14 protein-coding genes are annotated in these 14334 nt (G+C 70.8%); 9 read left to right on the top strand and 5 right to left on the bottom strand.

Going from position 1 to position 14334, the window contains the following annotated elements:
- Positions 1 to 68 precede the first annotated feature (68 nt).
- Together C9992_RS11735 and C9992_RS11730 are read right to left on the bottom strand one after the other, a co-directional pair.
- Positions 69 to 1301 (bottom strand): lactonase family protein, encoded by a 1233-nt coding sequence (locus C9992_RS11735; protein WP_106815755.1) that lies wholly within the window; start codon positions 1299 to 1301, stop codon positions 69 to 71.
- A gap of 286 nt (positions 1302 to 1587) precedes the next feature.
- Positions 1588 to 2874 carry an adenylosuccinate synthase gene (locus C9992_RS11730; protein ID WP_106815754.1) on the bottom strand — a complete coding sequence of 429 codons (1287 nt, stop codon included), beginning with the start codon at positions 2872 to 2874 and terminating at the stop codon, positions 1588 to 1590.
- Positions 2875 to 3162: 288 nt separating this feature from the next.
- Here C9992_RS11730 and C9992_RS11725 point away from each other — a divergent pair, with 288 nt between their 5' ends.
- On the top strand, positions 3163 to 3783 hold the full coding sequence (locus C9992_RS11725; protein ID WP_106815753.1) for a M23 family metallopeptidase: 621 nt from the start codon (positions 3163 to 3165) through the stop codon (positions 3781 to 3783).
- A 145-nt stretch (positions 3784 to 3928) separates the two neighbouring features.
- Here the strand turns inward: C9992_RS11725 and C9992_RS11720 are convergent, their stop codons facing one another.
- The gene (locus C9992_RS11720) at positions 3929 to 4396 is read right to left on the bottom strand and encodes a DUF6194 family protein (RefSeq protein ID WP_106815752.1); all 468 of its coding nucleotides are present in this window, start codon (positions 4394 to 4396) and stop codon (positions 3929 to 3931) included.
- Between the two features lie 44 nt (positions 4397 to 4440).
- On the opposite strand from C9992_RS11720, the gene C9992_RS11715 reads away from it, so the two are divergent.
- The 4 genes from C9992_RS11715 (at position 4441) to C9992_RS11700 (ending at position 8055) form a co-directional block, all read left to right on the top strand.
- Complete coding sequence (locus tag C9992_RS11715; protein ID WP_106815751.1) at positions 4441 to 5178, top strand: MerR family transcriptional regulator; 738 nt, start codon at positions 4441 to 4443, stop codon at positions 5176 to 5178.
- Positions 5179 to 5362: 184 nt separating this feature from the next.
- Complete coding sequence (locus C9992_RS11710) at positions 5363 to 6103, top strand: Pr6Pr family membrane protein (protein WP_106815750.1); 741 nt, start codon at positions 5363 to 5365, stop codon at positions 6101 to 6103.
- A gap of 87 nt (positions 6104 to 6190) precedes the next feature.
- Entirely contained in the window at positions 6191 to 7633 is a 1443-nt protein-coding gene (gene argG / locus C9992_RS11705; RefSeq protein WP_106815749.1) for an argininosuccinate synthase, read from the top strand.
- 131 nt (positions 7634 to 7764) lie between these two features.
- Positions 7765 to 8055: a hypothetical protein gene (locus tag C9992_RS11700; protein WP_200826302.1), complete on the top strand. Its 291-nt coding sequence runs from the start codon at positions 7765 to 7767 to the stop codon at positions 8053 to 8055.
- Positions 8056 to 8117: 62 nt separating this feature from the next.
- On the opposite strand, the gene C9992_RS11695 is transcribed toward C9992_RS11700, so the two are convergent.
- Complete coding sequence (locus C9992_RS11695) at positions 8118 to 8759, bottom strand: class I SAM-dependent methyltransferase (protein WP_106815748.1); 642 nt, start codon at positions 8757 to 8759, stop codon at positions 8118 to 8120.
- Complete coding sequence (locus C9992_RS11690) at positions 8759 to 9397, bottom strand: TetR/AcrR family transcriptional regulator (RefSeq protein WP_200826301.1); 639 nt, start codon at positions 9395 to 9397, stop codon at positions 8759 to 8761. The genes C9992_RS11695 and C9992_RS11690 overlap by 1 nt, the downstream gene beginning before the upstream one ends.
- 70 nt (positions 9398 to 9467) lie before the next feature.
- Here C9992_RS11690 and C9992_RS11685 point away from each other — a divergent pair, with 70 nt between their 5' ends.
- The 4 genes from C9992_RS11685 to C9992_RS11670 are packed head-to-tail and all read left to right on the top strand — an operon-like array spanning position 9468 to position 14278.
- On the top strand, positions 9468 to 10964 hold the full coding sequence (locus C9992_RS11685; protein WP_106815747.1) for a DHA2 family efflux MFS transporter permease subunit: 1497 nt from the start codon (positions 9468 to 9470) through the stop codon (positions 10962 to 10964).
- Positions 10965 to 11004: 40 nt separating this feature from the next.
- Positions 11005 to 11649, top strand: coding sequence for a TetR/AcrR family transcriptional regulator (locus C9992_RS11680; RefSeq protein WP_106815746.1), 645 nt, complete (start codon positions 11005 to 11007; stop codon positions 11647 to 11649).
- Positions 11646 to 12470, top strand: coding sequence for a hypothetical protein (locus tag C9992_RS11675; RefSeq protein ID WP_200826300.1), 825 nt, complete (start codon positions 11646 to 11648; stop codon positions 12468 to 12470). The genes C9992_RS11680 and C9992_RS11675 overlap by 4 nt, the downstream gene beginning before the upstream one ends.
- Positions 12467 to 14278, top strand: coding sequence for a YhgE/Pip domain-containing protein (locus tag C9992_RS11670; protein ID WP_106815745.1), 1812 nt, complete (start codon positions 12467 to 12469; stop codon positions 14276 to 14278). Before C9992_RS11675 ends, C9992_RS11670 begins: the two co-directional genes overlap by 4 nt.
- Positions 14279 to 14334: the final 56 nt, after the last annotated feature.

Below are 14334 nucleotides of genomic sequence, written 5' to 3'. Positions count from 1 at the left end.
CGACCCGGGGATCTCTCGACGGCTCGTGCCTGGCTTCCCGACCGGCGAAGCCTTCGACCGGCCGCGGCTCAGCGCGCGGGCAGCAGGCAGGTGGGCGATGGGGTCGCCGCGCGGTGACGCACGCGACCCGGCACGCCGGTGCGCACGTCGAGCGTGAGCGATGCCACTTCGTCGGACCGCTGCCCCGCGACGAGCACGATGTCGCGGACCACGAGATGGTGCCGGGGCCAGTCGACACCGGCGTCGACGAGGGCGACCGGTGTGATGGATTCGCCTGCTCCACGCACGCGCAGGGTGGCGATCGTGTTGCTGCCCCGGACGCCGGCGTAGAGGAACTCGCCGTCGCGCGAGGGGGCGAGTTCGGCGCCGCTGTCACCGGGAAGCGTACCGGCGCCCAGCGGCGTCCCCGAGACCACGCGCCACGTCGCCGGGCCCGACCCGCTCGCCGGGGCTGAGGCCGCGAGCACGAACAGCTCGCACGACAGTTCGGTGACGACATAGAGGTGGCCGCTCGGATGCCACACCATATGGCGGGGCCCGCTGCCCTTCGGCAGGGCCACGTCCTGCACCGGCCTGAGACCGGTGCCGCCATCGCGCCAGAACCGTACGAGGTCCAGTCCCAGGTCGGTCGTCGCGATCAGGCCACCGGGAAGGAAGACCGCCTGGTGCGCGCGCGACGGTCGGGCGTCCGGCCCCTCCGCGGAGGTCGTGGTCTCGTCGGCGGATGCGGCTTCCTCGAGATCGTGGCCGGGCACAAGGTGCGCGTACTCGGGGCCGGCGGCTTCGCGCAGCGCTCGCGCGGCCGCGGCGAGCCCATCCAGCGCGACCGCTCCCCCCGCGCGCTGGCCGCCCGCGTCGGGCCCATGGGGATCGGCGGCGGACGGAGCCAGGACCGGCGTCGACGGCCGGCCCGCGGCATCCAGGTCCATGCGGACCACGCGCCCGTCACCCCAGCAGCTCGCGACGAGGAACGTGCCGTCGGGTGCCACGGCCACATGGCACACCGCTTCGCCCGCGGCGACCGGCTCGCCGAGGGGTACGAACGAGGCCTCACCGGTGCGGCGGAACGCCTGAACCTGCCCGCTGTTCTCCAGCGCGGCGTAGACCACGTCGCCCGATGCGAGGCTCGCCGACCCGGGGTGGGCCGTCAGCCACGAGGGGGAGTCCGTGGTGGCGACCTCACCGGCGAACGCCAGCGGGCCGCCCGCCGAGGCCTCGTCGGCGGCGCCGGCGAGCAGCATCCCGAGTCCGGTCGCGTTGCCGTCCATATCGGCGGTGTAGCCGCCCAGCCAGAACCTCATCGGACTCCACCCCCGTCATGGCGTTTCGTCTCGCTGCGCTCGCTCAACGACCGGGATGCTCGGCGTTCGTTGAGCGAAGGAGCGAACCGCCGGCCACCCCGGTCGTTGAGCGAGGAAGCGAACCGCCGGCCACCCCGGTCGTCGAGCGAGGAAGCGAACCGCCGGCCACCCCGGTCGTTGAGCGAGGAAGCGAACTGCCGCCCACCCCGGTCGTTGAGCGAGCGAGCGACGCGCCGGCCACCCCGGTCGTTGAGCGAGGGAGCGAAGCGACCGAGACGAAACGCCATCAGTCGACGAGGTCGTGGCGCACGATCACCGCGTCACGCGCCGCACCGACGCCGATCACCGAGATGCGGGTGCCGCTCATCTGCTCGAGCGCGAGGACGTAGTTCTGCGCCTCGACGGGGAGCTCGTCGAACGTGCGCGCGCCCGAGATGTCCTGCTTCCAGCCGGGGAAGTACTCGAGGATGGGCCGGGCGTGGTGGAAGTCCGACTGGTTGACGGGCACCTCGTCGAACCGCTCGCCGTCGACGTCGTACGCGACGCACACCGGGATCTCGTCGAGCCCGGTGAGGATGTCGAGCTTGGTCAGCACGAGGTCGGTGATGCCGTTGATGCGGGTGGCGTAGCGCGTGATGGGCGCGTCGTACCAGCCGACGCGACGCGGACGCCCCGTCGTGGTGCCGAATTCGAAGCCGCGCGAGCGCAGCCACTCGCCCTGCTCGTCGAAGAGCTCCGTCGGGAACGGGCCCGAACCGACCCGCGTGGTGTACGCCTTGACGATGCCGACGATGCGGTCGAGCCGGTTGGGGCCGACCCCGGACCCGGTGGCTGCCCCGCCGGCGGTCGCCGACGATGACGTGACGAACGGATACGTGCCGTGGTCGACGTCGAGCATCGTCGCCTGTCCGCCTTCGAAGACCACGACGTCGCCCGCGTCGAGCGCGTCGTTCAGCAGGAGCGCGGTGTCCGCCACGAGCGGCCGCAGCCGGTCGGCGTACGACAGGAGGTCCTCGACGATCTCGTCGCACGTGATCGCGCGGCGGTTGAAGACCTTCACCAGCAGGTGGTTCTTCTGGTCGAGGGCCCCCTCGACCTTCTGGCGCAGGATGTTCTCGTCGAACAGGTCCTGCACGCGGATCCCGACGCGGTTGATCTTGTCGGCGTAGGCCGGGCCGATGCCGCGGCCGGTGGTACCGATCTGGCGCTTGCCGAGGAAGCGCTCGGTGACCTTGTCGAGGGTGCGGTGGTAGTGCGTGATGAGGTGCGCGTTCGCGCTCACCCGCAGTCGCGATGTGTCGACGCCGCGCGCGTGCAGCGCCTCGAGCTCGGCGAACAGCACCTCGAGGTCGACCACCACTCCGTTGCCGATGACGGCGTTCACGCCCGGAGAGAGGATGCCGGAGGGCAGCAGATGCAGCGCATACTTCTCGTCGCCGATCACCACGGTGTGGCCGGCGTTGTTCCCGCCGTTGAACTTGACCACCCAGTCGGTGCGCTCGCCGAGGAGGTCGGTGGCCTTGCCCTTGCCCTCGTCTCCCCACTGGACTCCGACGATCACGATGCCTGGCATGGGCTACTCCCCCGTTATCGGACGGTTACACCCCATCCTATCCGGTGCCCTCTCGCGCCCTCCGGGCCGGATGGCGATGCACGTCGATCGATCACCGGCCGTTCAGGTGTCACGACACGCGGCTACCCCGCGCGCGATACCGCGTGTCGCGACACCTGAACGGCACGGGGGCACCGGCATGTCGGGGGGGTGCATCCGCGGCCCGCTCGGCGACGCCGGGCCCGGCCGCTTGCAGCGGCGGGCGCCGCGATGCGACGATCACGACGTCGAGAGCCGGAGGGATGCCGCATGGTCGCCGTCATGGATCTCGAGTACCCCTTCGCGGGCCCTTGGATCGTCCGGAACAGTCCCGCGAATCGCGTGCCGAGTCACGGCACTCGCCTCTTCGCCTCGTCGTACGCCATCGACTTCGTGCCGGTCGACGCAAGCGGGCGCAGTGCGGCGTTCTCGGTCGCCTCGCTGCTGCGGCCCGAAGCGCCGCAGCGCTTCACGGGCTTCGGGCGCCCTGTGCTCGCGCCGGCAGAGGGCGTCGTCGTCGCTGTCGGCGACGGGCATCCTGACCATCCCGCGTACCGCGGGTTCCCCTCGCTCGGGTACGCGCTCACTCAGCGACGCCGAGCCGAGCGAGGCTGGTCGAACCTGGCCGGCAACCATATCCTCCTTGAGTCCGCTGGCGTCTTCGTCGCGCTCTGTCACTTGCAGCGGGGAAGCATCACCGTGAAACCCGGGGATCGCGTCGCTCCTCACGACGCCGTGGCGCGTTGCGGCAACTCGGGCAACAGCACCGAACCGCACCTGCATGTGCAGGCGATCGACGACCCGCACATCGCCCGCGCACGCGCCGTGCCGATGCGGTTCGGTGGTCACGTTCCCCGCAACGGCGAAGTCGTCGGTCGCGCAGCTCATTGATCGCACGACGTCCGCGCGGGGCGGGGTTCCGGCGCAAGGTCGCGTGCGCACGCCGGGCCCGCTGCTCGGCTGACCCGGCGTTCAGGTGTCGCGACACGCGGTTACCCCGCGCCCGACACGGCGTGTCGCGACACCCGAAGCTCGGTCAGCGGGCGCGGCGCTCGACCCGGCGGCGGTCGGCCTGGTGGGCGAGGCGCAGCTCCTCGAGTACGCGCGGCTTGGTGCGCGGGCCGGGATTGACGACTGCGACCCACCCTTGGGCGGCGTACAGGGGGTGCGGCAGGATGACGTCGACCTCGCTGAAGTCGCGGTCGTCGAGGTGAGCCGCGCCGGGCGGAAACCCGAGGAGCGCCTCGAATCGCGCCCCACCCACGTGGATGTTGACGCGCCACCGGTCGGGCGCCTCCAATCGAGACAGGACATCGTCGGGGTAGTCCTTGGTGACGATCGTGGCGTACGGCTGCCGGTTGTTCGGCACGGTCCCGTCGGGCGAGAAGTAGAAGAAGTGGTCGCCCCAGGCGATCTCAGGGAACTCGCTGCCCCGCTCCGGCGCGAGCTCCAGCACTCCGGGCAGACCACGCAGCATCGTCACGATCTGTTCCATACTCGTCATGGTTCGAGTGTGACCTTCAAGTGCTTATGGAGGGTGGTTGCCGCATGGCCGGAGCAGAGGCCTCACCGCCCTACTCGACCGCCGCCGTTGCACGACTGGCCGGGTACTCGGTTCAGCAGGTACGCGACCTCGAGCAGCTGGGGGTCATCCCCCCGGCGACCCGGCGGGCGAACGGCTACCGGTCGTTCGGCGCCGAGCACGTGCTGGCGCTGCGTGCTTACCGGGCGCTGGCCGCGGCAGTGGGCCCCGTGCAAGCGCGCGCCACCCTCCGCGACGCTCGCACCTTGCCGGCAGATGAGGCGCTCGCGCGGGTCGGCGCCCTGCACGTCGGTCTGGCCCGCGCGCGCGACGACACCCTCGCCGCTCTGCGAGCACTCGACGCCATCTCGCGAGAAGCCGCCGGCGAAGCGACGCCGGCTCCCGATGACGCGATGGGGATCACCGAGCTGGCGACGGCGCTCGGTGTGCGCTCGTCGACCCTCCGGTTCTGGGAGCAGGAAGGACTGCTTTTCCCGGAGCGGATCACCCACCTCCACGTCCGCCACTACCCGCCCGAAGTGGTGCGCCAGGCCCGCATCATCGCCGCGCTGCGCGCCGCGGGGTACCGCGTGCCCGACGTCCGGGCCGCGATGGAGTCCCTGCGCGGTCTGAGCGACTCACGCGTCGCGCGCGAAGCGCTGCAGACCCGTCTCGACGACATCGCATCCCGCTGGCTCGCCCTGCTGCGCGCCGGCGCCGACGTCGCCGAGCTCGTCGCGCCCGGATCCGCGGCATCCACCTGACGAGCCCGGCGTTCAGGTGTCACAACACGCGGCAACGCCCGCCACGACACCGCGTGTCGCGACACCCGAAGCGCAAGACGACAGCGCGCGATGGTGCCCCCAGCGAACCGACCACCCCGGCCGAACGCGGCGCGCCAGGGCCACAAGCCGACGCTCGACGGCCGCCCGCCGCTAGGGTGACCGCATGGGCTCCCCGACGTGGACGCGGGTCTGGTACGCGGCGCGCGCCGCGATGGCGGTGCTCCTTGCCGCGGCGATCATCCGCCAGCTGGCCGCGTCGATCGGGACGGCGATCGAGCTCGACCGTGACCTCGCCACCACGATCGCCAACTTCTTCAGCTTCTTCACCATCCTCTCCAACACCGCCGCAGCGGTCGTACTGCTGTCGGCGGCGGTCTGGTTCGTGACACGGGGGCGCGGAAAGGATGCCGAGCCCGCGGGCCTCGCGGTGGCGCTCGCGTGCGTGAGCACCTACATGGTGATCACGGGCATCGTCTACAACCTGCTGCTGCGCAGCATCCAGCTGCCGCAGGGGAGCGAGCCGGTGTGGTGGTCCAACGAGGTGCTGCACCTGATCGGACCGCTCTTCCTGCTCGTCGACGTCTTCGTCGGTCCGCTGCGCCGCGCGCTGCCGTGGCGGGCGCTCTGGGCCGTCGTCGCGTTCCCGATCGTCTGGGTGATCTACACGATGCTCCGCGGCCCGCTCGTCACGAACCCGGTGAGCGGCGAGCCGTTCTGGTACCCCTATCCGTTCCTGAACCCGAACGCTCCGGGCGGCTGGGGGTCGGTGCTGGTCTACGTCGTGGGCATCGCCGTGGCGATCCTCGCCGTCGGGCTGCTCGTGGTGTGGGTCGGACGCCGGCGAGGGTGGATACCGGATGCCGCGGCATCCGTCACCGCCACCGACACCGCCGCCACGGCCTGACACGGGACGGCCCGCGCCCACCCACGGCGCTCGCGGCCCCGACATCACGCCGGGAAGCCCCGGCGGCGCTCACTAAACTGGGGAGCTATGTCGAAGGTCCTCCAGTCCCTGCCCGTCGGCGAGCGCGTCGGCATCGCCTTCTCGGGGGGCCTTGACACCTCCGTCGCCGTTGCGTGGATGCGCGACAAGGGTGCGATCCCGTGCACCTACACCGGCGACCTCGGTCAGCCCGATGAGGACGACATCGCCGCGATCCCGGACCGCGCACTGACCTACGGCGCCGAGATCTCGCGTCTGGTCGATTGCAAGCCGGCGCTCGTCGAGGAGGGCTTCGGCGCTCTCGCGTGCGGCGCGTTCCACATCCGCTCGGGCGGGCGCACGTACTTCAACACCACCCCGATCGGCCGCGCGGTGACCGGCACGCTGCTGGTGCGCGCCATGAAGGAGGACGGCGTCGACATCTGGGGCGACGGTTCCACCTATAAGGGCAACGACATCGAGCGGTTCTATCGCTACGGCCTGCTCGCCAACCCGGCGCTGCGCATCTACAAGCCGTGGCTCGACGCCGATTTCGTGACGGAGCTCGGCGGCCGCAAAGAGATGAGTGAGTGGCTCGTCGAGCACGGGTTCCCGTACCGCGACTCCGCGGAGAAGGCGTACTCCACCGACGCGAACATCTGGGGCGCGACCCACGAGGCGAAGACCCTGGAGCACCTGAACGTCTCTCTCGAGACCGTCGAGCCCATCATGGGCGTGCGGTTCTGGGATCCTGCCGTCGAGATCGAGACCGAGGACGTCACCGTCACCTTCGAGGCCGGCCGCCCGGTGGCGCTCAACGGCGTCGAGTTCGCCGATCCGGTCGAGCTCGTCTTCGAGGCGAACCGCGTCGGCGGCCGCCATGGCCTGGGCATGAGCGACCAGATCGAGAACCGCATCATTGAGGCGAAGTCGCGCGGCATCTACGAGGCGCCGGGCATGGCGCTGCTGTTCATCGCGTACGAGCGCCTGGTCAACGGCATCCTGAACGAAGACACCCTCGCCACGTACCACGAGCAGGGTCGCCGCCTGGGCCGCCTGATGTACGAAGGCCGCTGGCTCGAGCCGCAGTCGCTCATGCTGCGCGAGTCGATCCAGAAGTGGGTGGGTTCGACGATCACCGGTTCCGTGACGCTGCGGCTGCGGCGCGGCGAGGACTACACGATCCTCGACACCACCGCCCCGCGCCTGTCGTACCACCCCGACAAGCTGTCGATGGAGCGCGTCGGCGACGCCGCATTCGGCCCCACCGACCGCATCGGCCAGCTCACGATGCGCAATCTCGACATCGCCGACTCGCGCGTGCGCCTGGAGTACTACGCGTCGCAGGGGCTCATCGGTGGTGCGACCGGCGAACTCGTCGGGCACCTGACACAGGGCGAGGCCGGCGAGATCACCGAGCGCGCCGAGGAGTTCACCGCCGCGGAGGAAGAGCTCGCCGAGGCGACGGATGCCGCTTCCGAGGCCGCGGCGTTCGACGCCGGCACCGACTGATCGTCGCGGGCCGCCCCTCGATCGCGACGGGTGCGTGACGTCCCTCCCGCGTCCCCGCGTGGGAGCCGACTGTGAGGCGCTGTGGATGACCCGGCCAGCTTCTGTCCAGGTGACGCCGGAACACTGACGACATGATGAGGATCGGGAACAGCCCCAGCCAGTTGACCGAGACCGAGCTGCGCGTGCGGGCGGTGCTCAACGAATGGGACCCGATCGGAGTGCGTGACGGCGCGGACAACGGACCCGTCGATGAGTACGACGACCTCATCCAGCCGATCATCGACGCCGCCTCGTCCGGCGCCTCGAGCGCCGAGCTCGCCGCCGGCCTGCAGAACGTGCTGACCACCGACTACGGGCTGCCGTCGCCGGGCAGCTGCGAGGGTGTGTCGACCACGCTGCTCAACGTGCTCGCGACGGACTGAGCACGACAGGGCCGCTGCGCTCCGGCAACGCGTCATGGTGGCGCGCGGCGTCCCCGAGGCGTTCAGCGACGATGAGCAAGCCCGTCCGCCGTGCGGACCCTCTCCGCGCGGACGATGACGTCGTGCAGTGACCTGCGGGTGCCGCCGGGCGTGGTCACGGTCCGTTCGCGAACTTCGGCGGTGCGGACGGCCCACTCCGCCGGGTCGAGACTCGCTCGCACCTGCTCCGGTCGCGTCACCGCGTTGGCCGGATGGCGATGGCCGCCGCGACTGTGCGCGTCAGCTTGATGATGGCCGACGATCAGGAGCGTCCCGCCGGGCGCGACCCATCCGCTGATCCGCTTGTAGAAGGCGTCCTGGGGCATCGCCGGGTGCGCGTAGAACGTCGTCACGAGGTCGAATAGATGGCCGGGCTCCCACTCGGTCAGATCCGCCTGAACCCACCGCACGACGCCTGAGCCCGCATCCGGACGGCTCGCGGCACGGAGGACGGCGTGCGCGGAAAGGTCCACTGCGGTGACGTCCCACCCATGGTCGGCGAGCCAGGCGGCCTCGGCACCTTCGCCGCTGCCGGCGTCCAGCGCCGTTCCCGGGCGCGCGTGGGCGAGCTCCGCACTCAGCGCCGGGTGGGCCGGAGGCGCGTCGTGACCTCGAGCAGCCGTCCAGTGATTCTCCCAGAACGCTCTGTCGAACTCCGCTGCCATCACGCGTTCGTCCCGTTCGCGCGGGCCAGGGCGGTCAGAACACGCCGATAGACGTCCTTCAACGCCGGCGGCGACGACATCGGGGTTTGGTCGGCGCGGCGAACCCACTCGTCGAAAGTGAGGCGCATCCCGAGAGCGAAGCTCTCGGCAACGGCGTGAGCGTCCAGCGTGTCGAGTCCGGGGCGGCCGCTGAGGGCGGCCGCGATGTGCTGAGTGAGGCGCGCATCGCGTTCGAGACCCGCCGCCAGCAGAGGGGGATTGTCTCGCATCAGACGCCGCACCCGAAGGAACCGCTCGCGGCCTTCCGGATCGCCATCGAACACTTCCGTCATCGTCTCCCACGAAGTCTGCAGCTGCTGCAGCGGGTGCGGGTCGGAGATCCTCTCCGCCGCGTCGATCAGCTCCGCCTCCAGGCCGGCATCGTCCACGAGGACGGCGGCTTCCTTGGTGGCGCAGTGCCGGAAGAACGTAGTTCGCGAGATGCCGGCGGCCGCGGCGATGTCGTCGATCGTCGTCGTTGAAAAGCCGTCGCGCTCGAACAGGTCGACAGCAGTGGCGGCGATGACGCGCGCCAACTCCCGCCGACGCCGTTCTCGCAGGTCTGGCGGTCGCGCCGGGGTTGCGGAATGCGAGCTCACCGGGTTAGGTTAGCACGTCGTACCGAAGCGGTACTCAGTACCGATACAACGCTTAGTTCCAAGGAGAGACATGGTCACCACTCCCGCTCCCATCGCCGCAAAGGCTCCGCCCTTGCGCACCGGCCGCGCAATCGCGGTTCTTCTGGTGTCGGCGTTCGTCGTCGTCCTCAACGAGACGGCGATGGGTGTCTCCATTCCTGAGGTCATGGCGGATTTCGACGTCTCAGCCGCGTCGGCTCAGTGGCTCACGACGGCGTTCATGCTGACGATGGCGGTGGTGATTCCGGTGACCGGCGTGCTGCTGCAGCGCCACTCCCTGCGGCGGAACTTCTTCACCGCGATGGGCCTGTTCGCGCTGGGCACCGCGATCGCCGCATCCGCCTCCGTCTTCGAGGTGCTTCTCGCCGCCCGGATCGTGCAGGCGCTCGGCACCGCCGTCATGCTTCCGCTGCTGTTCACGACCGTGATGCAGCTGGTCGCGCCGGAACGCCGCGGGGGCACGATGGGGCTGGTCACCATCGTGACGGCGGCTGCGCCCGCGCTCGGACCGACTGCGGCGGGCGCGATCGTGTCTTCCCTCGGCTGGCGGTGGGTGTTCATCATCGTCCTTCCCATCGCCGCGATCGCGATCGTCGCCGGTGCCCTCTGGCTGCGCAACGTGACGCCGACGGGCGCCGCCCGATTCGATCCTCTGTCTGTGCTGCTGTCGGCGGTCGGGTTCTCCGGCCTCATTTACGGGCTTGCCGGAATCGGGGAGCAGCACGCGCCGGACGGTGGCCTGGCGTCGTGGATCCCGATCGCACTGGGCGTGATCGCGCTGCTGGGACTGGTGCTGCGTCAGCTCGCGCTTCGCGACACCGATCGCGTACTGCTGGATGTGCGCGTGTTCGCCGGCCGCCTTTTCACCATGTCGACCAGCACCATCGTGATCGTGTCGATCTCGCTGTTCGGCTCGCTGATCCTGCTGCCGCTCTACATCCAGCAGGTGCTCGGAGAACCGGCGTACGTCGCCGGCCTCATGTTGTTGCCCGGGGGCGTGATCTCCAGTGTGCTGGCGCCGTTCGTCGGCCTGGCGTACGACAAGGTCGGCCCGCGAACACTGGTCTTCCCTGGGGCAGTTCTCGTGACCGCCGCGATGGTCGCGTTCTCCACCCTCGGCACGCAGACACCCGTGGGGCTGGTGATCGCGATGCACGTAGTGCTCAGCATCGGCGCCGCGATGATGATGACGCCGTTGATGACGACCGCGCTCGGCGCGGTCACAGCCAAGCTGTACCCGCACGCCAGCGCGATCGTCAACACCCTTCAGCAGGTGTCCGGCGCCGCGGGAACCGCTCTGTTCGTCACTCTCTTCACCCTCGCCGCGACCGCGAGCGGCAGCAGCAGCCCTCTCGCCGCGCTGGCCCAGGGAGTGGACACCGCGTTCGGTGTCGGCGCCGCGCTCAGCGCCGCAGGCATCGTCCTGTCCCTCTTCCTGCGCAAGCCCAGAGTCGTCGGCGCCGCCGACGCACGGCCCTCGGGCACCGGTGGCGAGATGGTGATGCAGGGAGACGATTCACAACCCTGACGAAGTTGCACACATCTGTGCAACTTCGTACGATGGAGGCATGGCTTCCGTACCTGATGCGGCCCGTCGCCCGCGGCGGGACGCCCTGCAGAACCGCGCGGGGATCATCGCGGCGGCGCACGTCGCGCTGGCGCATGATCCCCGCGCGTCGGTGGACGCGATCGCCCGACAGGCCGGATTGTCGCGTCGGGCCCTCTACGGCCACTTCGACGACCGCGACGCGCTGATCCGCGAGCTGGTCGCTGAGGGAGCGCAGAGGTTCAACGCCGTCGCCGCCGGGATCGACGACCCCGACCCGCGCGTGGCGCTTGCGCGCCTGGCAGCTCGGCTCTGGCGCGAGGCGGCGCACGTGCAGGTGCTGGCCGCCATCGCCCTGGACGACGCTCACCTGGAGGAGACCGCGGCGGCGCTCGCACCGCTGCGGCGCGCGGTGGTCCGGATCGTCCGGGAAGGACAGGACGGCGAGGTGCTCCGGACCGATGTGGCCGCCCCCACGCTCGCCCGTCTCGTGGAAGAGACCGCGCGCACGGTCATCACCCGGGTCGACGCGTCGTCGCCCGACGCGCAGGGTCTCGCCGTGCGGGCCGTCCTCAGCATCGCCGGGCTGTCGTGGCGCGAGACGGCTGACGTGCTCGACGCGCACCCCGACCTGCTCACCGGCGCGGACGAGGCGGCGAGCGAATGAAGGTCGAGCTGGATGCCGCGGGCAAGGGTCGCCGGGAACACGCCCTGCCGGTCACGTCGGCCTCGTACGAGTCGGGTCGCGTCAGCCTCGTGACAGCCGAGACCGCGCAGCGGCCCACCGTCCTGGGGCTCATCGCCTCGGGACGCATGCGGCCCGACACCGGGCGGGTGCTGATCGACGGCGAGGTCTCGGCCTCCATGCTTCGGCGACGCGTCGCGCTCGTCGATGCGCCCGACGTCTCCGAGCCCGAGCCGAACGTCACCCTCGCGGGCGTGGCAGCCGAAGAGCTGATGTTCGCCGGGCGGCGATCCGACCCGCTGGCGGTGCGCCGCTGGCTCACCGAGAATCGTCTCGCGGATGCCGCGTCGCTGCCGGTTGCGAACGTCGAGCCTGGCGAGCGCATCCGGGCGCTGTGCGAGCTGGCCGTGCTGCGGCAGGGCGTCGACGGGCTCGTCCTGGTCTCGCCGGATCGGCACGGTGGTGAGCCGGGCGCGTGGTGGCGCACGGCGCGGGACTTCGCCGAGCGGGGGTTCGCGGTGCTCGTGATCGCCGGGGAGGCGTCGCGATCGGCGCTGGGTGGTTCGCCGGCAGCGGGACGAGCGCGGGAAGAGGGGCGCAAGGCGGTGGGGGAAGCTCGAGGCGTTTCGTCTCGCTCCGCTCGCTCAACGACCGGGAAAGGCGCATCCGCTCGCTCAACGACCGGGAAAGGCGCATCCGCTCGCTCAACGACCGGGAAAGGCGCATCCGCTCGCTCAACGACCGGGAACCGGGGGCCGCGGCTGCGGCGGATGACGACGCGGACGAGAGGCGGCCGGGTATGAAGGTCCCGCAGATGGTCCTCGCAGAGCTCCGCCGCCTGACGTCGACCCGCATGTCCCTCATCGCCCTCATCGCGCTGATGGCGGTGCCCATCCTCTACGGCGGGCTCTACCTGTGGGCGAACCGCGACCCGTACGGCCAGCTCGACCAGGTGCCGGTCGCCCTCATCGTGGCCGACACCGGCGCGGAGCTGAACGGTACCGAGCGCAACCTCGGCGACGAGGTGGCGCAGCAGCTCATCGAGGACGGCTCTTTCGATTGGCACCGGACGACGGCCGCCGAGGCGGATGCGGGGCTGGACGAGGGTTTGTACGACTTCGCCGTCGAACTGCCGGCCGATTTCACGGCATCCATCGCGTCCATCACCACGGCGCAGCCGCGCACCGCCGACATCGTGCTGCACACGAGCGACGCCAACAACTACCTCGCCTCCACCATCGGAACGCAGGCCGTCGAGCGCATCCAGGCGAGCGTCACCCGGAAGGTGGTCGCCGAGGCCGGGCTGACGATGCTCGACGCCCTCGACACCATCCGCGTGCAGCTGACGGATGCTGCGGCAGGGGCTTCGCAGCTGGCCGACGGGCTCGCGCAGGCCGGTGACGGCGCGGCGCAGTTGACCGACGGCGCCGCTCAGCTCGCCGACGGCACGGCGCAGCTGCGTGACGGTGCCACGCAGCTCGCCGACGGCGCCGACCAGGTGGCGGCGGGGACCGCGCAACTGGATGCCGTCGCCGACCGGGTGGGCGCGGCATCCGCGGGAGCCATCGCCTCCCTGCCGCAGGCGCGCACCGATCTTGGGGCGCGGCTGGCCGCGGCCGGGCTCGACCAATCGCAGATCGACGAGGTCCTGACGGCACTGGATCCGGTCGGCGAGCAGCTCGCGGCGGTGGACCAGCGCGTGCAGGGGGCGGTCTCGCAGATCGATCAGCTCGACGAGGGTGCCCACCAAGTCGCGGCCGGTGCTGCCGCGGTCTCGGCCGGAGCGGCGACGGCCGCCGACGGCGCGTCGCAGCTGCACACGGGCGCCGCATCACTCGACTCCGGGCTGACCCGGCTCGAGGACGGCGCCACCCAGCTGCGCGACGGGCTTGCCGCCGGCGCCGCCCAGCTGCCGTCGTTCGACGCGGCGACGCGTCAGGCGCAGGCCGACACGCTCGCGGCCCCCGTCGAGACCGAGCGCTCATCGCTGACCCAGGCGCAGAACTACGGCGCGGGGCTGGCGCCCTTCTTCGCGGCGCTGGCCGGGTGGATCGGCATCTACGCGCTCTTCCTGATCGTCAAGCCGGTCTCCAAGCGCGCAGTGACCGCCCTGCATTCGCCGATCCGCATCACGCTCGCCGGATGGGCCACGCCCGCGCTCCTGGGTGGCGTGCAGATGGTGGGACTGTTCGGCGTGCTCGCCCTGGCGCTCGGCTTCTCGTTCGCGCACCCGCTCGCGACGCTCGGCATCCTGCTCCTCGCCAGCGCCACGTATGCGGCGATCGTGCTCGCGCTGAACGTGTGGCTCGGGTCCGTAGGACAGTTCCTCGGTCTCGTGCTGATGGTGTTGCAGCTCGTCACCGCGGGCGGCACCTTCCCGTGGCAGACGCTGCCGGCACCGCTCGCGGCGTTGCATCACGTGCTGCCGATGGGCTACGTGGTCGACGCCATGCGACAGGTCATGTACGGCGGGACCGTCGACCGGGTGTGGCTCGATCTCGCCGTGCTGGCGACCTGGCTCGTCGGCGCAGGCATCGTCGCGGCGATCGGCGTGACCCGCATGACGCACTTCCGCACGCTGCGGGACCTGCAGCCGAGCGTCATCGGCTGATCCGCCGGCGGCAAAAGCGAACGCGATTCGGCGCCGACGGTCAGTCGGGGCTAGCA

The organism is Microbacterium timonense (assembly GCF_900292075.1).
GTDB lineage: Bacteria > Actinomycetota > Actinomycetes > Actinomycetales > Microbacteriaceae > Microbacterium > Microbacterium timonense.
This window is presented reverse-complemented; position numbering and strand designations above follow the sequence as displayed.

Bases quoted from the DNA above. Each gene is read 5' to 3' on its own strand.
- C9992_RS11675 (WP_200826300.1), top strand. From the start codon at position 11,646: ATGAAGGTCGAGCTGGATGCCGCGGGCAAGGGTCGCCGGGAACACGCC.
- C9992_RS11695 (WP_106815748.1), bottom strand. From the start codon at position 8,759: ATGGCAGCGGAGTTCGACAGAGCGTTCTGGGAGAATCACTGGACGGCT.
- C9992_RS11670 (WP_106815745.1), top strand. From the start codon at position 12,467: ATGAAGGTCCCGCAGATGGTCCTCGCAGAGCTCCGCCGCCTGACGTCG.
- C9992_RS11680 (WP_106815746.1), top strand. From the start codon at position 11,005: ATGGCTTCCGTACCTGATGCGGCCCGTCGCCCGCGGCGGGACGCCCTG.
- C9992_RS11730 (WP_106815754.1), bottom strand. From the start codon at position 2,874: ATGCCAGGCATCGTGATCGTCGGAGTCCAGTGGGGAGACGAGGGCAAG.
- C9992_RS11700 (WP_200826302.1), top strand. From the start codon at position 7,765: ATGATGAGGATCGGGAACAGCCCCAGCCAGTTGACCGAGACCGAGCTG.
- argG (WP_106815749.1), top strand. From the start codon at position 6,191: ATGTCGAAGGTCCTCCAGTCCCTGCCCGTCGGCGAGCGCGTCGGCATC.
- C9992_RS11715 (WP_106815751.1), top strand. From the start codon at position 4,441: ATGGCCGGAGCAGAGGCCTCACCGCCCTACTCGACCGCCGCCGTTGCA.
- C9992_RS11710 (WP_106815750.1), top strand. From the start codon at position 5,363: ATGGGCTCCCCGACGTGGACGCGGGTCTGGTACGCGGCGCGCGCCGCG.
- C9992_RS11720 (WP_106815752.1), bottom strand. From the start codon at position 4,396: ATGACGAGTATGGAACAGATCGTGACGATGCTGCGTGGTCTGCCCGGA.
- C9992_RS11685 (WP_106815747.1), top strand. From the start codon at position 9,468: ATGGTCACCACTCCCGCTCCCATCGCCGCAAAGGCTCCGCCCTTGCGC.
- C9992_RS11735 (WP_106815755.1), bottom strand. From the start codon at position 1,301: ATGAGGTTCTGGCTGGGCGGCTACACCGCCGATATGGACGGCAACGCG.
- C9992_RS11725 (WP_106815753.1), top strand. From the start codon at position 3,163: ATGGTCGCCGTCATGGATCTCGAGTACCCCTTCGCGGGCCCTTGGATC.